Origin of the sequence: Stenotrophomonas maltophilia (assembly GCF_006970445.1) — a bacterium.
Classification (GTDB): domain Bacteria; phylum Pseudomonadota; class Gammaproteobacteria; order Xanthomonadales; family Xanthomonadaceae; genus Stenotrophomonas; species Stenotrophomonas maltophilia_AU.
Genome location: NZ_CP033877.1, coordinates 2,543,966 through 2,561,882 on the forward strand (window position 1 = coordinate 2,543,966; position 17,917 = coordinate 2,561,882).

Genomic DNA, 17,917 nt, shown 5'->3' on the forward strand with positions numbered 1-17,917 from the left:
CCTGTTCAGGGCCCGATGCCATCCTTAAATGATAACGGCTCGTATTTGCATTTGATACCCATTCTCTTGAATGGGCACGCAACAGTGGGTTCAGCGCATTGCACGCAGGCCGAGCAGGCCACGGCGCTTGAACCACCACTCCAACGGCAGCGTCACCAGCGGCGGGATGGCTGCCAGCAGGGCCAGGGCACTGGCCCACCACGGCCAGCGCAGGCGCACCGCCGCAAACAGGGTGACTGCCACATAGACCAGGAAGGCCACGCCGTGCAGCGGCCCGAACACCTTCACCAGCGCCACGTTGGCCATCGGCCCGTACTTCATCCACATGCCGATGAGCAGGCCGGCCCAGGTCACGGCCTCGATGAAAGCGACCGCAGCGAACAGGCGTCCGGTCGGGTGCATGGGGGAACGTTGGGTCACGCGGGGCTCCGGCATCGGGATATCAAATGCGAATGATACGCAGATGCGAACGTTCCGGACACCGGCGGGTAGCGCCGGACCCTCCCCGGCGAGCGCAGCCGTGGCAACGATACGGTGTGTCCACCAGGGTGGACACCTACCGGAGCGTCTGCGGCAGCACCTGCTCCCCGATCTCGCGCAGCACCGCGTCCATCGGTCGCCCGTTGTCGACCAGATTGAACATCACATGCGCCACGCCCTGCGCATGCACGCGCAGCAGATAGTCACGCAGGCCATCGCGGCCGACCTTCAAGCCCAGCGGCAGCGGTTCCGGCGGCGCCTGTGGATCCGCCTGCAGGTCCAGCAGCATCGACTGCACGAACGGCTTACCTGGCCCGCCGCGCTGCGCCAGCGCCTGCTGCCACAGGCCGATGCGACCTTCCTGCGCGGCTTCCTCGCGGTGATAGGTGGCCCAGCCTTCGGCCTCGCGCACGATCCACTGCAGGCTCTGCCGCGCGGTACCCACCACCAGCATCGGAATGCGCGCTGCCGGCGCCGGCAGCACGTCGAAGCCGCCCGTCGCCTGCAGTACGGCGGCCCGCTCACCGGCCTCCGGTGACAGCGCTGCGCGCAACAAGGTCCAGCGCTCACGGAACATCGCCGCCCTGCCCTCCAGATCCTCGCCGAAGGCGGCGAATTCTTCCGGGCGGTCACCCGAACCCAGGCCCAGCACGAAGCGTCCGTCGCTGATCCGGTCCAGGCTCAGAGCCGACTTCGCCACCTGCAGCGGCTGCCGCAATGGCAGCACGATGGCCGCGCTGCCGATCACGATGCGCTCGGTCGCAGCGGCCAGCATGCCCAGCCACAGGAACGGATCGTCCAGTGCACTGGCGGTGGCATCGGGCCCCTGCGGCACCATCAGCGGCACGTCGCGCGTCCACAGCGCGGCAAAGCCGAGGTCATCGGCCAGCCGCGCGATGCGCCGCGCCTCGCGCGGATCGGCCAGCCCATGCGACGCCACCGGCGTCATCAGGCCCAGGCTCAGGCCCTGTTGCGGAAACAACGCAGCGTAAGCGGGATTGAAATCACTCATGCCGGCAGCTTAGCGTGCAGGCATGCGGCAACGATGACGCGCCGCCCACCACGGGAAGAACACTGCATGCCGAAGATCCGCCCTGCCCACATCGATGACCTGCCCGCGATCAGTGCGGTGTGCCTGGCTGCGTTCACTGCGGCGGTCGCGCCTTCGCTCAGCGCGGCCGGCATCGCCACCTTCGGCAGCGTCGCCGCTGCCGAAGCATTCGGCGCGCGCCTGCACGGTGACAACCACATCCTGGTGGCCGAGCAGGACGGTCGCGTCGTTGGCGTGGTCGAACTGAAGGAAGGCCGGCACCTGGCGATGCTGTTCGTCGATCCCGGCTGCCAGGGTCAGGGCATCGGCCATGCTTTGTTCGTAGCCGTGCTGCCGAAGGTGCGCGAGCCGGTCCTGACTGTGCGCGCCTCGCTCAATGCGGTGCCGACCTACCTGCGCTATGGCTTCGCACTGGACGGTGACGTCGGCGAGTTTAACGGGTTGGTATATCAGCAGATGGTGCGGGCAGCGGCCTGAAGGCATCCGCGCGGCAATGCGCGGCGGCCGTCATGCCCTGCCGCATGCCCGTCATAAGCAAACTGAATCAGCGGGTTCCCCGCGCGTTCCTACAATGCCCTGTCACCCTGCCCTTCGAGATGCTGCCGATGCGCGTCGCGCTTTCCGTGTTGCTGCTGGCTTCGGCGCTGAGCGCCTGCTCCCCGGCCCCGGTTTCCACCGCCAACTCCGCCGAGGCACCTGCGCCGGCCAAGGGAATCGCCTGGCGCCACGGCGACGTCGATGATGCCTTCGCCGAAGCCGCCGACAGCGGCAAGCCGGTGCTGCTGTACTGGGGCGCCGTCTGGTGCCCGCCATGCAACCAGCTCAAGGCGGGCCTGTTCAAGGACCCGGCCTTCATCGCGCTGACCGGCAAATTCGTGCCGGTTTACCTGGATGGCGACGAGGAAGGTGCGCAGGCCTGGGGCGAACGCTTCGGGGTGCGCGGCTATCCGACGCTGATCGTGTTGGACCCACAGCGCAATGAACTGACCCGCGTGGCCGGTGGCAACGATGCTGCCGAACTGACCCGAGCGCTGACCGTCGCCGCCGGGCGCCGCAGCGCAATCGCCGCCACCCTGGCGACCGCCCTGGCCACGCCGGACAGAGTGGCCGCCGAAGACTGGCAGGTGCTGGGTGACTACGGCTGGGAAGTCGACGCCAACCGCCTGGCCGGCGAGCGCAAGAGCCAGGATGTGTTGCGCCAGCTGTCCAGGTCGGCACCGGATGCCGCCCTGCAGCGCCGCTTCGCGCTGCTGGCCTTGGCCACCGCCGACACGCCTGCCAGCTCGCCCACCGAGGTGCGTGAATTGCTGCAGGCGGTGCTGGCGCAACCTGCCGAGGTCCGTCGCAACCGTGAACTGCTGGGCTACGCGGGCGCCTCGCTGGTCAAACAGGCCAGCGCCGGCCCGGCCACCAGCAATACGCTCGGGCAGCAGCTGCTGGTCGCGCTGGAGCGGGCAGACGCCGAACGCGGCGACCGCGCCGACGACGCCTTGTCGCGTGCGTTGACCGAAGTGTCGCTGGCTCGCCAGCAGCAGCCGAAGGGCGCACTGCCCTCGGCCCTGGTTGATCGGGTCAAGCAGCGCGTGGCCGCTGCCGATGCCGCCGCTACCGATGCGCACGCACGCCAGGCGACGATCAGCAGTGCGGTGTACGCATTGCGCGAGGTCGGTGACGACGCGGGTGCCGAGGCACTGTTGTTGGCCGAACTGAAGCGCAGCGAGCAGCCTTACTACTACATGCCCGAGCTGGCCGAACTGGCCGAGCAGCGCGGCGACACCGCCGGGGCGCTGGAGTGGCTGAAGCGTGCCTACGACGGTGCGCAGGGCCAGGCCACCCGCGTGCAATGGGGCGTGCTGTACGTGGAAGGGTTGCTGAAGCTGGCGCCGGACGACGCGCCGCGCATCGAGCAGGCCACCGCCTCGCTGATCGCCGAACTGGAAGCACAACCGTCGGGCTACCACCAACGCACCCGCCAGCGCTTCGAGCGCCTGGCCGGGCAGCTGAAGGCGTGGAGCGGCAAGCACCAGGGCGCGGAGACGCTGGCGCGGCTGCAGCAGCGGATGCAGCAGGCCTGCGGCGAGCAGGTGGATGGCGCGTGCAAGGACTGGTTGAGTTGAGTTGATCAAAGCGCTGGCGGCTGGTTCGCCTGCCGGCGCTTTTGTTGATATCGGTTGTGGCGGGGGAAGGGGCTGGCCGGTTTCCTGCTAGCGCGGACAGCACATCAGCGCGCCGGTGAGGTTCGAAGAGCGAGTTCTGGTAGTGCCGGTCGCTGGCCGGCAACCCGACATTCGCTGATTTCCGGCCAGCGGCCGGCACTACCACGTCGCTCTTGCCTTTAACTCCATCTCCGCACCTGCAACACGGAATGAATCAAGGCGCCGCCAGTGCACGCATTCCATGCGTCCCCTTGACCTCAACCAATGTTGAGGTGCGATAACGATCTCCGCACGGCCAACCCCCTGGCCTTCCCCACGGAGATTGCTTCGATGTCGTACTCGCTTCCCCCGCTCCCCTACGCCTATGACGCCCTCGAGCCGCATTTCGATGCGCGCACGATGGAAATCCATCACAGCAAGCACCACCAGACCTACGTCAACAACCTCAATGCCGCCATCGAGCAGGCCGGCATCGCCGAACAACCGGTCGAGGCGCTGATCGCCAACCTCGATGCTGTGCCCGAGGCGCAGCGCGGCGCGGTCCGCAACAACGGTGGCGGGCACGCCAACCACAGCCTGTTCTGGACCGTGCTCAGCACCGACGGCGGCGCGCCCGATGACGAGCTGGCCGCGGCCATTGACCGTGACCTCGGCGGTTTCGACGCCTTCAAGGACGCCTTCACCAAGGCTGCGCAGACCCGTTTCGGCAGTGGCTGGGCCTGGCTGACCAGTGATCGTGGTGGCCGCCTGCAGGTGGAAAGCAGCGCCAACCAGGACAGCCCGCTGATGGGTGCAGCCGTCGGCCTGTCCGGCAATACCCCGATCCTCGCACTGGACGTCTGGGAACACGCCTACTACCTGCACTACCAGAACCGTCGCCCGGACTACATCGGCGCGTTCTTCAACATCATCAACTGGGCCGAGGTCGGCCGGCGCTACCGCCAGGCCCGGGCCTCATGAGCGGCGAGACACTGCCGTACGCCGGGCCGTGGGCGGGGGTCTTCCCCGCCCCCGCTCCGGTGCCGTCGGTCGAGATGCCGCCGCGTGCCCTGCGGCGGCTGCTCGGTCACTTCCCGACCGGCGTGGCCATCGTCTGCGCGCGCGATGCACAGGGCAAGCCGGTCGGCCTGACCATCAACTCGTTCGTACCGGTCTCCCTGCAGCCACCGTTGGTGCTGTGGAACCTGGCGTTGCACGCACAGAGCCTGTCCACCTTCCAGCGTGCCACCCGCTTTGCGATCAGCGTGCTGGCGGCCAATCAGGAGGCACTGGCCCGGCGCTTCGCTGATCCGCAGGTGCGCGACCGCTTCGACGGCCTGGCATTGCTGGATGACGACGAGGACGCCCCGCCACGCATCGCTGGTGCAGTGGCCCATCTCACCTGTACCCGCCACGCGCAGTGGCCGGTCGGCGATCACCTGCTGCTGGCCGGTCGCATCATCGAAGTGCACGAGAACGGCGGCGCGCCGCTGCTGTTCCATCGCGGACGGTTCCAGCCGGGTCCGGCCGAACTGCTGGTGGAGGTACGCGGATGAACATCGAAGCACTGGAATGCATGCTCGCCGCCGGCAAGGATGGCGCGCTGCTGCGCTTCGGCCTGGGCAAGGGCTGGCTGGATGCCGGCAATCCGGTACGCGCCGCAACCCATCTGGGCCGATGCGTAGTGCTTGATCCGCAGTACTCGGCGGCGTGGAAGCTGCTCGGCAAGGCGTGGCTGGCCGGCGGCCAGCCGCAGGCCGCGCGCGAGGCGTGGCAGCGCGGGTTGAGCGTGGCCGGCAGCAAGGGCGACCAGCAGGCGCGCAAGGAAATGCAGGTGTTCCTGCGTCGCCTGGACCGCGATCAGGCGGCCCTGGCGAAGGTGGGCTGAGTCGATCAGCCCGCGTTGGCCGATGCCGGTGCGGACATGATGTCCGACATCGGCAGGCGGCGCGGCTTGCTCGGGAACGCATGGCGCAGGATGCGCCAGACCACCTGGCCGAACTGGCGCGGCAGCGAGCCGTTGTTGTAGTGCTGGCCGTAGCGGCGGCAGATGTCCTTCACTTCCTTGGCGATGGCCGCGTAGCGGTTGGCCGGCAGGTCCGGGTAGAAGTGATGCTCGATCTGGTGGCTGAGGTTGCCCGACAGCACGTTGATCAGGAAGCCGCCGCTGATGTTGGACGAACCGCGCAGCTGGCGCAGGTACCAGTGGCCGCGCGATTCATTGCGCAGGCATTCCTTCGGGAAGGTTTCCGATTCGGCGGTGAAGTGGCCGCAGAAGATGATCACGTAGGTCCAGATGTTGCGCAGGCCGTTGGCCACCATGTTGCCCAGCATCACGGTGAGGAAGAACGGGCCGGCCAGCAGCGGGAAGAACACGTAGTCCTTCAGCACCTGGCGCAGCATCTTGCGCGCCACTGGGCGGGTCTGCAGCCACATCGCTCGCGCACTCATGCGGCCCTTCAGCCAGCGGCCCAGGCGCAGGTCCTGCGCGGCCACGCCCCACTGGAACAGCAGTGCGAAGATCGGCGCGATGATCGGCTGCAGCAGGTAGAACGGCTTCCAGCGCTGCTCCGGGAAGATGCGCAGCAGGCCATAACCGATGTCATCGTCCATGCCACGCACGTTGGTGTAGGTGTGGTGGCGGAAATTGTGGGTCTTGCGCCAGTTGTCGGCGGTGGCCACGATGTCCCACTCGTAGGTGTTGCCATTGAGTTTGGGATCACCGGTCCAGTCGAACTGGCCGTGCATCACATTGTGGCCCAGCTCCATGTTCTCCAGGATCTTCGACAGCGCCAGCAGCAGCGTGCCGGTGATCGCGGCCGGCCACAGCAGCGGCATCCAGAACAGCGGCGAAAACGCCGCCAGGAACAGCAGGCCACGGCCACCCACGCCGAACCAGCGCACGGCGGCGGCCACGCGGCGGATGTAGCGGGTATCGGAGGCGCCGAGGCTGCCGATCACACGGTCGCGGATCGCGTCGAGTTCCTCACCGAAGGCATGCATCTCGGCAGTACTCAGGGCACGGTCGGTAGCGCGGGTCATGGCAGGCGTCCTCAGAGATCCAGGGTCAGGTCGGTGGTCGGTGCGCTCACGCAGATCCGTACCGGCTGTGCCGATTCGGACTGCAGGTCGCCGGTGCGCAGGTGGCGGGTGGCGCCACTGACGCGGTCACAGCTGCAGGTGTTGCAGATGCCCATGCGGCAGCCATGCTTGGGCTTGATGCCATGGGCTTCGAGGCTCTCCAGCAACGAGCTGCCGCGCGGCACGCTCAGCTGGCGGCCACTGCGCGCCAACGTCAGCACTACCTCGCCTTCGCTGCTGGCGTCACGCAACGGCGCCGGCGGGGTGAACGCTTCCGCCTGGAAACCAGCGACCTGGTACGCCAGGCGTTCGCGCGCAGCGGCAACGAATCCGTCCGGGCCACAGGCCAGCACGTGGCGCTGCGCCAGCGGGGTGTCATCGCCTGCCACCTGCAGCGCGTGGGTATCGATGCGTGCGGCAGGTACATCACCTTCGCGGGTGGTCAGCAGATGCACACGCAGGTTCGGCTGGCTCGCGGCCAGTGCCTGCAGCTCATCACGGAACTGCAGGTGGGCGGCACTGCGCTCCCAGTAGAACAGGTCCACGGGTGCGGCCAGCGGACGCTGGCAGGCCTCGCGCAGCAGGCTGCGCATCGGCGTGATGCCACTGCCGGCGGCCAGCAGAAATACCGGAGCCGCCGCTGGCAACTGGAATTCACCGAACGCAGCCTCCAGGCGGAACAGCTCACCCGGCTGTGCGTGGTTGACCAGATGCTGGCTGACCCGGCCGCCCTCGACCGCCTTGACGGTGATCGCCAGTTCGCGCGGCCCGAGTGCGGTCGGGCTGTAGCTGCGCTGCCACAGGCGTCCTTCAATCTCTACGCCCAGGGTGACGTGCTGGCCCGCGCGCATGCCGGCCCAGTGCCGGTTGGTGCGCAGGACCAGGGTTGCCGCGCCCTCGCCGGCCGGCTCGCGCCGCACCAGGCGGGCCACCGGCTCGCGCAGGGTCCACAGGGGATTGAGCTGGCCCGCCCAGAAATCGAACAGCGACGGCGAGACCCAGCGGTACGGAGAGAACAGGGACGGACGGACGACAGCGCTCATGGGCGAACTATACGGGCGCACATACACCTGTGTATACATGTGTATATTGAACCGGATTGGGTATGATTCAGCCTCGCCCCACCGGAACCCCCATGGCCGCCGCCACCGCCTTGTCGACGCCCGAAGATGCCAACAGCCCGGCCCGCCGTACGGTGAGCCGCGAGGATCTGCTGGCCGCCGCCCTGAAACTGATCGGGCCGCACCGCAGCCTGTCCACGCTCAGCCTGCGCGAAGTGGCACGTGAGGCCGGCATCGCGCCGAACAGCTTCTACCGGCAGTTCCGCGACATGGACGAACTGGCCGTGGCGCTGATCGACGCAGCCGGCCGCTCGCTGCGCACCATCATCGGTGAGGCCCGCCAGCGCGCCACCTCCACCGCCACCAGCGTGGTGCGGGTTTCGGTGGAGACCTTCATGGAACAGCTGCGCGCCGACGACAAGCTGCTGCACGTGCTGCTGCGCGAAGGCGCGGTCGGCTCGGACGACTTCAAGCATGCGGTCGAGCGCGAACTGCACTATTTCGAAGAAGAGCTGCAGCACGACCTGGTGCGCCTGGCCGCGCTGGATGGCGCCGTGCTGCATGCCCCTGAACTGGTGGCCAAGGCCATCACCCGGCTGGTGTTCGCGATGGGCGCCACCGCCATGGACCTGCCGCCGGAGAAGGATCCGGAGCTGATCGAACAGATCTCCACGATGATCCGCATGATCATTGTCGGCGCCCGCACGCCCGCCGCATTCCGCCGCGGCTGACGATCGCCCCCCGGGTCGGATCCCTTTCCAAGGGAAAGGGCTCTGACTCCACCTCCCCTGCCCCCCACGGCAATTCCACCCTCCGCATATGACCACCGGCAGGGTTGTGGCCGTTATGTGTGATGTTATAACACTATCATGATCTGACTCGGCCAGTGCTTCACTCGGAATTGCTTCGGCTTCGTTATATAGCACTTGCTATCTTCATAAGCCACTGCTTTCATATGCATCAGCCAGGTCGCCCTCGCCGCCTTTCTTCCCCCAAGGACGACGCCCTCATGCGCTTTATCCCCCACCGCTTCCGCCGGTTGCCGCTCGCCGCCGCCATTGCCATCGCCCTGCCGCTGCCTGCTCTGGCCACCACTCCGAAACCGACCGAACTGGACCGTGTGCAGGTCAAGGTCAGCACTGCCACCCGCAGCGAACGCTTGCTCTCGGACGTGCCGATCCGCACCGAAGTGCTACGCAAGGAAGACATCGCGCTGCGCGCGGCCACGGACTTCTCGCGCGCCGCCGAGCTGATCAACGGCCTGCGCGTGGAGAGCAACTGCCAGAACTGCAACACCAGCGAAGTACAGTTGCTGGGCCTGCCCGGTGCCTACAACCAGCTGCTGTTCGATGGCATCCCGCTGCTGTCCACGCTGGGCAGCGTGTACGGCCTGGAACAGATCCCGGCCGGGTTCGTCGACCGCATCGAAGTGGTCAAGGGCGGTGGCTCGGCACTGTACGGCCCGGGCGCGGTTGCCGGTGTGATCAACCTGATACCGCCGCTGCCGGCACGCAGCGGTGGCCATGTGCAGGCCGGCGTGGATGTCCTGAAAGGTACGCCGCAGAAGAACGCCGACGTGCGGCTGGACCTGGTGGCCAAGGAAGCAGACGCGGGCCTGTCAGTGATTGCCCAGCGCAACTGGAACAGTGGCATCGACTACAACGGTGACGGCTATACCGAGATCACCCGCAAGAATCTCAAGGTCGGCGGGCTGCAGGCCTGGTACGCGCCCACACCGGGCACGCGGCTGCGCCTGGACCTGCAGGTGACCGATGAAACCCGCCGCGGCGGCAACCGCCTGGACCAGCCCGAGTACCTGGCCAACATCGCCGAATCACTGGACACGAAATACCGCCGCGGCAGCGTGTCGTGGGACCAGGAAATCAATGCGGACGTCGATTTCCGCCTGGCCTACGCCTTCGCCGACATCGACCGTGACAGCTTCTATGGCGGTCTGGGTGATGTGGTCACCGATCCGTCCGCGCCCGGCTATGACCCGTCGCAGCTGGACCCCAACGTGGCTGGCAGCGCGGCCTCACGCTCATGGCGCCAGTATGGCCGCACCCACAACCCGCTGCACTACATCGACAGCCAGCTGAACTGGCGGCTGGGCGCGCACGCGCTGGCCTTCGGCGTGCAGTACAAGCACGAGGCGCTGCGCGACGACAACCGCACCGGTGACGGGCAGCGTATTGCGGTGCTGGAGGATGCGACCTTCCACAACCTGGGCGCCTTCATCCAGGACGAATGGAGCCTGCGCGACAACGTCGACCTGGTGCTGGGCGCACGCGTGGACAAGAGCTCGGAGCTGGACAACGCGGTGTTCTCGCCGCGCATCGCGCTGGCCTGGCAGGCCACGCCGAACCTGAAGTGGCGGGCAGGCGTTGCCACCGGCTTCCGTGCCCCGGAGATCTTCGTCGAGGATGTGCACGTCGATACGCTCGGCGGCGAACAGGTACGCGTGCGCAATACCGATGGCCTGAAGGAAGAGCGCGCATTGACCACCCTGTTCGGCTTCGACTGGCGTTCGGACCCGGCCAATCCGGTCTGGAGCTGGGATGCTACCGCCTCGTATGCACGCATCCGCGATACCTTCGCGCTGGGCGAGATCCAGCGCGGCGATGACGGCCAGCTGAGCCAGCTGCGCTACAACGCTTCCGGCTCGAACGTGCTGGGCGCGGAAACCAACCTGGGCTGGCAACCCTCACCGCAATGGCGCCTGACCGCCGGTGCCTCGTGGTATCGCTCGCGCTTCCGCGAACCGCAGCGCATCTTCGACGACACCGGCGACGGTGGCGACACCGTGATCGAAAGCCGCGACTACCTGAAGACCCCGCGCTGGACCGGCCTGGCACAGCTCAGCTGGATGCCGGCCGAACCGTGGGAGACCTTCGTGGCGCTGCGCCACACGGGCCCGATGTCGGTACTGAACAACCGGCTGGGCGAGCTGCACCGCACGCGCTCGTTCCTGGTCACCGACCTCGGGGCGCGCTGGCACCGGCACCTGGGCGCGCAGGCACAGCAGGAAGTGTCGGTGGCCGCGGGCGTCAAGAACGTCTTCGACCAGCGACAGAAAGACCTGGAAGTGGGGGCGCTGCGAGACAGCGACTATGTCTACGGGCCCCGTTTCGCACGTTCGTGGTACGTCAACCTGCGCTATGCGTTCTAAGCTGCAGCGAACGTTGTTGCTGGCCTGTGCCGTGCTGCTGGCCGTACCGGCGATGGCTGCGGACCTGCACACGCAGGTTTCGGCCTCGCTGATGCGGCCGGAACAGCGCTCGCTGCGGCCGATGCAGTGGCCGCGGCCGCCGAAGCTGGTGGCGCTGTACTTCGGCGCCGACTGGTGTGCACCGTGCCATGCCTTCGTACCCACGCTGCGCAGCGTGCGCGACGCATTGCGCGAAGCCGGCGCCGATACCGAAGTGGTGTACGTCAGCCTGGACGAAAGCGAGGCTGCGTTGCGCCGCTACATGCACGCGCAGGACATGCCGTGGCCGGTGCTGGACCCGCGCCGCGCCGCGCGCATGCCCGCGCTGCAGGCATTGGCCGGGTTGGCACCGCCGAACCTGGTGCTGATCGATGCCGACGGGAATGTACTTGCCAATGGCTGGCACGGGCGCCGCTACGATGGCCTGCAGCCGGTGTTGAAGGAATGGACGAAACGCGCGTGCGCGCAGCAGCAGGCGCGCTGCCCGCCTGGATTGTAGGATCGCGCGAAATGCCGCCGGGCATGGCCCGACGCAACCGTTACGGCGCCCCGCCCTCGGCCTTGCGCACGAACGCTTCGAACAAGGCCAGTGTCTGTTCGCTCACATGGTGCTCGATGCCCTCGGCATCGCGCCGTGCGGTATCCGGGTCCACGCCCAGCGCCAGCAGGAAACGCTCCACCGTCTGGTGGCGCTGGCGGCTGGCATGGGCCAGCGCCTCGCCTTCCGGGGTCAGGAACACGCCGCGGTACGGCCGCTGCACCACCCAGCCATCGCGGGCCAGGCGCCGCAGCATCTTCGCCACGGTGGGCTGGGCAACACCCAGGCGCGTGGCGATGTCGACCTGGCGGGCCTCGCCGCCATCGGCCAGCAGGTCCGAAATCAGCTCGACATAGTCCTCCACCAGCTCCATCCGGTGCGCCTCGCGTACCTGCCGGAAGCTCTCGACCTGGCGCTCGGCCTCGATCAAGGGGGTGCTTTTCAGCGATGTCGAATCGTCGGTCTTGCCCACGCCTGCGCCTGTCCTTCCGGTGTAATCCGGTGTTGAACCTGAATTCTGGACCAGTAACGCGATAAAGACGATTGTTTCACATTGCTAATGACTATAGCAGGAGCTATATTCGGACCCATGAACACCCTGGCGCCCCGCGACCCTTCGGCCTCCACTCCGGCCAGCCTGGGTGCGCTCAACGCCTCGGTCGCGGTGCCCGACAAGGGCCATTGGTGGTTCCGCCTGCTGGCCTTCCTCGGCCCCGGCTACATGATCTCGGTCGGCTACATGGATCCGGGCAACTGGGCCACCGACCTCGCCGGCGGTTCGCGCTTCGGCTACCTGCTGCTGTCGGTCATCCTCATCTCCAACCTGATGGCGGTGATCCTGCAGGCGCTGTCGGCGCGGCTCGGCATCGCCACCGGCATGGACCTGGCGCAGGCCTGCCGCGCGCGCTACCCGAAGCCGGTGAACCTGGCGCTGTGGGCACTGTGCGAGGCCGCGATCATCGCCTGCGACCTGGCCGAGGTGATCGGCACCGCGATCGCACTGAAACTGCTGTTCGATCTGCCCCTGTTGTGGGGTGCGGTGATCACTGCGCTGGATACATTGCTGGTACTGCTGCTGATGAACCGCGGCTTCCGTGCGCTGGAGGCCTTCGTGATCGCGCTGCTGATGGTGATCTTCGCCTGCTTCGTGGTGCAGATCGCGATGGCTGCGCCGCCGGTGATGGCGGTGCTGGGCGGCTTCATTCCGCGTGCGCAGGTGGTGACCGATCCGCACGCGCTGTACATCGCGATCGGCATCATCGGTGCCACGGTGATGCCGCACAATCTCTACCTGCATTCGTCCATCGTGCAGACCCGCGCCTACCCGCGCACGGATGAAGGTCGCCGCAGCGCGCTGCGCTGGGCGGTGACCGACAGCACCATTGCGCTGACCCTCGCATTGTTCATCAACGCCAGCATCCTGATCCTGGCGGCGGCGGTGTTCCATGCCAATGGACGTTTCGACGTGGAAGACATCGAGCAGGCGCACCAGCTGCTGGCGCCGATGCTGGGCGTCGGCGCGGCGGCGACATTGTTTGCGATCGCGCTGCTGGCCTCCGGCCTGAACTCGACGGTGACGGCGACGCTTGCCGGCCAGATCGTGATGGAAGGTTTCCTGCACCTGCGCCTGCCGCCGTGGCTGCGTCGGCTGATCACGCGCGCACTGGCGATCATTCCGGTGGTGGTGGTGATCATGCTGTTCGGCGACCAGGGCGCGGTGAAGCTGCTGGTGCTGAGCCAGGTGGTGCTGTCGATGCAACTGCCGTTCGCAATCATCCCGCTGGTGCGGATCGTGACCGACAAGGTGACGATGGGGGCGCTGGTGGCGCCGCGCTGGCTGGGCGCGATCGCCTGGGTGATCGCGCTGGTGATCGTGGTGCTGAACGTGAAGCTGCTGGTGGATACCTTCAGCGGCGGGTGATGCCAATTGCCGGGGTCGGTCCTGCCCCAGTAGATCCACGCCATGCGTGGATGACTTTACACGGCGTGGGGGTCAGAGCCCTTGCCGCTGGCAAGGGCTCCGACCCCGCCACCTCCGCGCTATAGATGCAGCGCGATCGCGGCCTCGATCTGCTGCGGCGACTGGAATCCGGCCAGGCGCGTGCGCTCATCACCGTCACGGAACAGCGAGAGGGTCGGTGTCTGCCGCAACCCCAGCTCCCGGAAGAACGCCTCACCCAGCACCTCCAGCTGCACGCGCAGCAACGTGGTGCCCTGCCCCGCGACGCTGTTGGCCACCCGGTGCAACGACATCTCCAGCATCCGGCAGCCCGGGCACTGGTCCTTGTGAAAATCCACCAGCACCCGCGGGTGCTCGGCCAGCAACTGCTGGAACTGCTCAGGCGTGGTGGCGTCGATGATCTGCATCGCTGTTGCTCCAGTAATGGGCCAGGACCGCCTCGGTCCAGGCGTCGATGGCCTCGGCATGACGCTCGCCATGCGGCATCTGTTCGATCTCCAGCGGCGGGTAGTCGCTGCGGAAATAGCGGATCAGCCGGTGCACGGCACCGCAGTAGTACTCCTGCCCCCACTGCGTTTCGCCGGTGCCGAACACCGCCAGCTGCCGTGGCCGCTCGCCGCGCTCGGCAATGCCCGCCACCCACGCCTTCATCTCCGCCGGCGTGCGGCCGGCGTTGTCGGTCCAGCAGCCCAGCAGGACCAGATCGGCCTCGCCGGCGGCCAGCGGCGGCGCCTGCCGCAGGTCGTCGGCCTCGTGCCAGTGCACGGCGTGACCTGCAGCGCGGCAGCGCTCGGCGATCTGCCGGCCGAGCTCTCGGGTGTTGCCGCTCAAGGAGGCGACCACCACCAGGATGCTCAGCACGGCGCCGGGCTCAGAGATCGTCGAAGCCGTTGTCGACGTTGGTCTTCTTGTAACTTGCATTGCGCATCTCGAAGAAGTCGGTCTTGGTTTCAGTGAAGTTGTCGGCGTAGGCCTTGATCCACGGCATCACGTTGTCGGTGGTGTCGCTGTACAGGCGTTCGATGCCGAGCATGCCGGCCATCTTGTTGGCGCGGTACTTTACGTAGCGCACCATCTCGTCCACGTCGATGCCATCGATACCGTCCAGCACCTCCGACGACCATTGCGTCTCCAGCTCGATGGCGTGCTCGAACGATTGGTGCACGTAGGCGGTCAGCTCGTTGGTCTGCAGCTCCGGGTTCTCGCCGATGATGGCGCGGATCAACTCGCTGATGAACTTGGTATGCGCCAGCTCGTCGCGGTTGATGAAGCTGATGATCTTGCCGGTGCCGTTCATGCGGTTCTGCCGCACCATGTTGTAGAAGTAGGCGAAACCGGAATAGAAGTTGATGCCTTCCAGGATCGAGGACTGGATCAACGACTTCAGCAGGGTCTCGGCGGTCTTCTCGCGCATGAAGTCGTCATACGCGCCCATGATCGGTGCGTTGCGTTTGATGATGGTCGGGTGGGTGCGGGCGATCTCGAAGATGCGGTTCTGGTTCGGCAGGTCGGTGATCGAGGCCAGCACGTAGCTGTAGCTCTCGTTGTGGATCACTTCCTGCTGGCCGATGATCGCCGCGTTGGCATGTGCAGCCGGGTCGGTGATGTACTCAGCCACGTTGTAGATGAAGCGCGTCTGCGGTGAATCCAGCGTGGCCAGCAGGCCGATGATCGAGTCGTAGGCATTCTTCTCGCGTGCGTTGAGCTCGCCGTACTGGCGGGCGTCCAGCTTCATGTCGACCTCGTCGGGAATCCAGAAGTTGGTCGACAGCTCCTTGTAGGCCCGATAGAAGGACGGATAAGGAATGTCGTTCCAGTTGAGGATGCCACTGGTCTGGCCGTTGATGATGCCGGTGCTGCGATTGGGATGGCGCGGTTCGAGAATCTTGATGCGGTCGAGGGGGGTTGCCATGGGTTTCTGCCTTCGTTCTCTTTCTATCGTGTTGCCGGCCAGCGGCCGGCACTACCGTGGATCGCGATGTTGCCGGCCAGCGGCCGGCATTACCGTGGGTCGCCGGCGGTCAGCTGGAGCACCACTCGCATTCGCTGATGTCGATGTCGTTGGAGCGCACGTAGTAAGTGGTCTTCAGGCCTTCGCGCCAGGCGCTCAGGTGCAGCTCCAGCAGGGTGCTGGCGCGGATCGTGCTGGGCACATACAGGTTGAAGCTGATCGACTGGTCGACATGGCGCTGGCGCCGCGCGTTCTGGCGCACGCTGGCGAACTGGTCGACCTTGTAAGCCCCTTTCTCGTAGTACGGCCAGGTTTCCAGCGACAGGCCCGGCGCCGCCACCGGCCGCCGGAAGTCCTTCTTTTCCTCGTAGTAGAACGCGCTGTAGATCGGGTCGATCGACGCGGTGGAACCGGCAATCTGCGCGGTGCTCATGTTCGGCGCGACGGCCAGCAGCCAGCCGTTGCGCAGGCCGTGCGTGGCGACCTCGTGAGCCAGGCTGTCCCACGCGGCGCCAGTGTAGCCACGGTCGCGGAAGTAGCGCCCGTTGTGCCAGTCGCTGCCCGCGAACATCGGGTAGCTGCCCTTCTCCTGCGCCAGTTGCGCGCTGGCCTGGATGGTCAGGAAGTTGATGCGCTCGTATAGGCGGTCGGCCAGCGCTTCAGCATCCGGTGATTCCCACTGGATTGCCTGCTGCGCCAGCAGGTGGTGCCAGCCGAACGTGCCCAGGCCGATGGCGCGGTACTTGCGGTTGGTGATGGTGGCCTGCGGCACCGGCAACGCGTTGAGGTCGATCACGTTGTCGAGCATGCGCACCTGGATCGGGATCAGGCGCTCCAGCACATCGGTGGCCAGCAGGTCATCCGGCGCACTGATCGCCCGGCCGAGGTTGATCGAGGAGAGGTTGCAGACCACGAAGTCACCGGCACGGCGTGTGGTGACGATCTGGTCGCCGCTGACGATCTCCTGGATCATCCGCGTCGGGCTCATGTTCTGCAGGATCTCGGTGCACAGGTTGCTGGAATAGATCATGCCCGCATGCTTGTTCGGATTCCGGCGATTGACCTCGTCGCGGTAGAACAGGAACGGGTTGCCGGTTTCCAGCTGGCTGAGCATGATCCGCTTGAACAGATCGATGGCCTTCACCGTGCGCCGGCTGATGCGCTCATCGGCCACCAGTTCGGCGTAGCGGTCGCGGAAGCTGCCCGCGCCGCGCGTCTCATCATAGAAGTCCTGCAGGTACCAGCCCTTGGCCTGCTTCACCTCGTGCGGGTCGAACAGGTACCAGTCGGCGCGACGCTCGACCGCTTCCATGAACAGGTCGGGCACGCACACCGAGGTGAACACATCGTGCGCGCGCAGGCGCTGGTCGCCGTTGTTCAGGCGCAGGTCCATGAACGCTTCGATGTCGCGATGCCAGATGTCCAGGTACACCGCCACCGCGCCCTTGCGCTGGCCAAGCTGATCGACCGACACCGCGGTGTTGTTGAGCTGCTTGATCCACGGCACCACGCCGCCGGAGGAATTGGCCACACCGCGGATCGGTGCGCCGCTGCTGCGCACGTAGCCCAGGTAGGCACCAACACCACCGCCGTGCTTGGACACGCGGGCGATATCGGTATTGGAGTCATAGATGCCCTGCAGGCTGTCGTCGACCGTGTCGATGAAGCAGCTGGACAGCTGCCCACCCACCTTGCCGGCATTGGCCAGGGTCGGTGTGGCGACGGTCATGTACAGGTTGGACAGCGCCCAGTACGCCTCGCCGACCAGCTGCATGCGCCGCTCGCGCGGTTTTTCCTCCTGCATGAGGTACAGCGCGATGGTCAGCCAGCGCTCCTGCGGCAGTTCATAGACCTCGCGGCTGCGGTCGCTGGCCAGATAGCGCGTGGCCAGCAGGTACAGGCCGTTGTAGGCGAACAGGCGGTCGCGTTCCGGGTCGATCATCTCGCCGGCCTGCTGCAGCTCTTCCTTCGAATAGCAGCGCAGGATGTCGTTGCTGTAGATGCCGCGGTCGGCCAGGCTTTCCTGCAGGCCCACGTAGGAGCCGTACTTCAGACCGACATCGTAGAAGCGGTTGCGGCTGGCGCGCTTGTACAGGCGGCGCAGGTAGATGCGCGCGGCAAACTGCTCCCACTCCGGCGCGACCAGGTCCACGCGCGACTCGGCCTCACGGATCAGCAGATCGACCAGGTCGTCGGCGCTGATGCTGGGCTTGCGCTCGACCATCGCCTGCACCACGCGGCGGTAGTCGCTCACATCCAGCTGCGGGAACTCGGCATGCACCGCATCGATGCTGCGCTGCAGGCGCTCGGCCTCGAACGGCAGGCGGCGGTTGCCGGCCTCCTTGGTGATCCAGGTCGGCACGCGCTCGCCACCGGCGCGCAAGGCGTCGCCAGCGCCGGCCAGATCGGCCACGCGGAAGGTACTGTCGGTCATGGTGGTGAAACTCCAGGC

18 protein-coding genes are annotated in these 17,917 nt (G+C 66.6%); 9 read left to right on the top strand and 9 right to left on the bottom strand.

What is annotated here, in order from left to right; all coding sequences use genetic code 11:
* Positions 1 to 90 precede the first annotated feature (90 nt).
* The gene (locus EGM71_RS11730; RefSeq protein ID WP_049403974.1) at positions 91 to 402 is read right to left on the bottom strand and encodes a DUF3817 domain-containing protein; all 312 of its coding nucleotides are present in this window, start codon (positions 400 to 402) and stop codon (positions 91 to 93) included.
* 154 nt (positions 403 to 556) lie between these two features.
* Positions 557 to 1,492, bottom strand: a complete 936-nt coding sequence (locus EGM71_RS11735; protein ID WP_188485070.1) for a TIGR03571 family LLM class oxidoreductase — start codon at positions 1,490 to 1,492, stop codon at positions 557 to 559.
* 66 nt (positions 1,493 to 1,558) lie between these two features.
* Here EGM71_RS11735 and EGM71_RS11740 point away from each other — a divergent pair, with 66 nt between their 5' ends.
* The 5 genes from EGM71_RS11740 to EGM71_RS11760 all read left to right on the top strand — a co-directional run bounded on the left by EGM71_RS11740 (position 1,559) and on the right by EGM71_RS11760 (position 5,554).
* Positions 1,559 to 2,008: a GNAT family N-acetyltransferase gene (locus tag EGM71_RS11740; RefSeq protein ID WP_188485071.1), complete on the top strand. Its 450-nt coding sequence runs from the start codon at positions 1,559 to 1,561 to the stop codon at positions 2,006 to 2,008.
* Between the two features lie 119 nt (positions 2,009 to 2,127).
* Positions 2,128 to 3,648 carry a thioredoxin family protein gene (locus EGM71_RS11745; RefSeq protein WP_188485072.1) on the top strand — a complete coding sequence of 507 codons (1,521 nt, stop codon included), beginning with the start codon at positions 2,128 to 2,130 and terminating at the stop codon, positions 3,646 to 3,648.
* 369 nt (positions 3,649 to 4,017) lie between these two features.
* The gene (locus EGM71_RS11750; RefSeq protein WP_188485073.1) at positions 4,018 to 4,647 is read left to right on the top strand and encodes a superoxide dismutase; all 630 of its coding nucleotides are present in this window, start codon (positions 4,018 to 4,020) and stop codon (positions 4,645 to 4,647) included.
* Positions 4,644 to 5,222 (top strand): flavin reductase family protein, encoded by a 579-nt coding sequence (locus tag EGM71_RS11755; protein ID WP_188485074.1) that lies wholly within the window; start codon positions 4,644 to 4,646, stop codon positions 5,220 to 5,222. The genes EGM71_RS11750 and EGM71_RS11755 overlap by 4 nt, the downstream gene beginning before the upstream one ends.
* On the top strand, positions 5,219 to 5,554 hold the full coding sequence (locus tag EGM71_RS11760; RefSeq protein WP_188485075.1) for a tetratricopeptide repeat protein: 336 nt from the start codon (positions 5,219 to 5,221) through the stop codon (positions 5,552 to 5,554). The genes EGM71_RS11755 and EGM71_RS11760 overlap by 4 nt, the downstream gene beginning before the upstream one ends.
* A gap of 5 nt (positions 5,555 to 5,559) precedes the next feature.
* On the opposite strand, the gene EGM71_RS11765 is transcribed toward EGM71_RS11760, so the two are convergent.
* Positions 5,560 to 6,708, bottom strand: coding sequence for a fatty acid desaturase family protein (locus EGM71_RS11765; protein ID WP_164117263.1), 1,149 nt, complete (start codon positions 6,706 to 6,708; stop codon positions 5,560 to 5,562).
* Between the two features lie 11 nt (positions 6,709 to 6,719).
* Positions 6,720 to 7,790, bottom strand: coding sequence for a ferredoxin reductase (locus EGM71_RS11770; RefSeq protein WP_188485076.1), 1,071 nt, complete (start codon positions 7,788 to 7,790; stop codon positions 6,720 to 6,722).
* A 92-nt stretch (positions 7,791 to 7,882) separates the two neighbouring features.
* Here EGM71_RS11770 and fabR point away from each other — a divergent pair, with 92 nt between their 5' ends.
* The 3 genes from fabR (at position 7,883) to EGM71_RS11785 (ending at position 11,515) form a co-directional block, all read left to right on the top strand.
* Positions 7,883 to 8,539 (top strand): HTH-type transcriptional repressor FabR, encoded by a 657-nt coding sequence (gene fabR / locus EGM71_RS11775; RefSeq protein ID WP_188485077.1) that lies wholly within the window; start codon positions 7,883 to 7,885, stop codon positions 8,537 to 8,539.
* A 278-nt stretch (positions 8,540 to 8,817) separates the two neighbouring features.
* Positions 8,818 to 10,977 (top strand): TonB-dependent receptor plug domain-containing protein, encoded by a 2,160-nt coding sequence (locus EGM71_RS11780; protein ID WP_188485078.1) that lies wholly within the window; start codon positions 8,818 to 8,820, stop codon positions 10,975 to 10,977.
* Positions 10,967 to 11,515, top strand: a complete 549-nt coding sequence (locus EGM71_RS11785) for a thioredoxin-like domain-containing protein (protein WP_188485079.1) — start codon at positions 10,967 to 10,969, stop codon at positions 11,513 to 11,515. The genes EGM71_RS11780 and EGM71_RS11785 overlap by 11 nt, the downstream gene beginning before the upstream one ends.
* 40 nt (positions 11,516 to 11,555) lie before the next feature.
* Here EGM71_RS11785 and mntR read toward each other — a convergent pair whose 3' ends face one another.
* Positions 11,556 to 12,026 (bottom strand): manganese-binding transcriptional regulator MntR, encoded by a 471-nt coding sequence (gene mntR, locus EGM71_RS11790; protein ID WP_014037494.1) that lies wholly within the window; start codon positions 12,024 to 12,026, stop codon positions 11,556 to 11,558.
* Positions 12,027 to 12,143: 117 nt separating this feature from the next.
* On the opposite strand from mntR, the gene EGM71_RS11795 reads away from it, so the two are divergent.
* Positions 12,144 to 13,475, top strand: a complete 1,332-nt coding sequence (locus tag EGM71_RS11795; protein WP_164117271.1) for an Nramp family divalent metal transporter — start codon at positions 12,144 to 12,146, stop codon at positions 13,473 to 13,475.
* A 119-nt stretch (positions 13,476 to 13,594) separates the two neighbouring features.
* Here EGM71_RS11795 and EGM71_RS11800 read toward each other — a convergent pair whose 3' ends face one another.
* From EGM71_RS11800 to EGM71_RS11815, 4 genes are all read right to left on the bottom strand, one after another.
* On the bottom strand, positions 13,595 to 13,921 hold the full coding sequence (locus tag EGM71_RS11800; RefSeq protein ID WP_005409967.1) for a thioredoxin family protein: 327 nt from the start codon (positions 13,919 to 13,921) through the stop codon (positions 13,595 to 13,597).
* Positions 13,893 to 14,372, bottom strand: coding sequence for a flavodoxin (locus tag EGM71_RS11805; RefSeq protein WP_188489826.1), 480 nt, complete (start codon positions 14,370 to 14,372; stop codon positions 13,893 to 13,895). The genes EGM71_RS11800 and EGM71_RS11805 overlap by 29 nt, the downstream gene beginning before the upstream one ends.
* 13 nt (positions 14,373 to 14,385) lie before the next feature.
* A complete protein-coding gene (locus tag EGM71_RS11810) occupies positions 14,386 to 15,426 on the bottom strand; it encodes a ribonucleotide-diphosphate reductase subunit beta (protein WP_005413719.1) in 1,041 nt (346 codons plus the stop codon).
* A 109-nt stretch (positions 15,427 to 15,535) separates the two neighbouring features.
* A complete protein-coding gene (locus EGM71_RS11815; protein WP_188485080.1) occupies positions 15,536 to 17,899 on the bottom strand; it encodes a ribonucleoside-diphosphate reductase subunit alpha in 2,364 nt (787 codons plus the stop codon).
* Positions 17,900 to 17,917: the final 18 nt, after the last annotated feature.

Coding starts and splice junctions, on each gene's coding strand:
- EGM71_RS11730 (WP_049403974.1), bottom strand. CDS start 402: ATGCACCCGACCGGACGCCTGTTCGCTGCGGTCGCTTTCATCGAGGCC.
- EGM71_RS11735 (WP_188485070.1), bottom strand. CDS start 1,492: ATGAGTGATTTCAATCCCGCTTACGCTGCGTTGTTTCCGCAACAGGGC.
- EGM71_RS11740 (WP_188485071.1), top strand. CDS start 1,559: ATGCCGAAGATCCGCCCTGCCCACATCGATGACCTGCCCGCGATCAGT.
- EGM71_RS11745 (WP_188485072.1), top strand. CDS start 2,128: ATGCTGCCGATGCGCGTCGCGCTTTCCGTGTTGCTGCTGGCTTCGGCG.
- EGM71_RS11750 (WP_188485073.1), top strand. CDS start 4,018: ATGTCGTACTCGCTTCCCCCGCTCCCCTACGCCTATGACGCCCTCGAG.
- EGM71_RS11755 (WP_188485074.1), top strand. CDS start 4,644: ATGAGCGGCGAGACACTGCCGTACGCCGGGCCGTGGGCGGGGGTCTTC.
- EGM71_RS11760 (WP_188485075.1), top strand. CDS start 5,219: ATGAACATCGAAGCACTGGAATGCATGCTCGCCGCCGGCAAGGATGGC.
- EGM71_RS11765 (WP_164117263.1), bottom strand. CDS start 6,708: ATGACCCGCGCTACCGACCGTGCCCTGAGTACTGCCGAGATGCATGCC.
- EGM71_RS11770 (WP_188485076.1), bottom strand. CDS start 7,790: ATGAGCGCTGTCGTCCGTCCGTCCCTGTTCTCTCCGTACCGCTGGGTC.
- fabR (WP_188485077.1), top strand. CDS start 7,883: ATGGCCGCCGCCACCGCCTTGTCGACGCCCGAAGATGCCAACAGCCCG.
- EGM71_RS11780 (WP_188485078.1), top strand. CDS start 8,818: ATGCGCTTTATCCCCCACCGCTTCCGCCGGTTGCCGCTCGCCGCCGCC.
- EGM71_RS11785 (WP_188485079.1), top strand. CDS start 10,967: ATGCGTTCTAAGCTGCAGCGAACGTTGTTGCTGGCCTGTGCCGTGCTG.
- EGM71_RS11795 (WP_164117271.1), top strand. CDS start 12,144: ATGAACACCCTGGCGCCCCGCGACCCTTCGGCCTCCACTCCGGCCAGC.
- EGM71_RS11800 (WP_005409967.1), bottom strand. CDS start 13,921: ATGCAGATCATCGACGCCACCACGCCTGAGCAGTTCCAGCAGTTGCTG.
- EGM71_RS11810 (WP_005413719.1), bottom strand. CDS start 15,426: ATGGCAACCCCCCTCGACCGCATCAAGATTCTCGAACCGCGCCATCCC.
- EGM71_RS11815 (WP_188485080.1), bottom strand. CDS start 17,899: ATGACCGACAGTACCTTCCGCGTGGCCGATCTGGCCGGCGCTGGCGAC.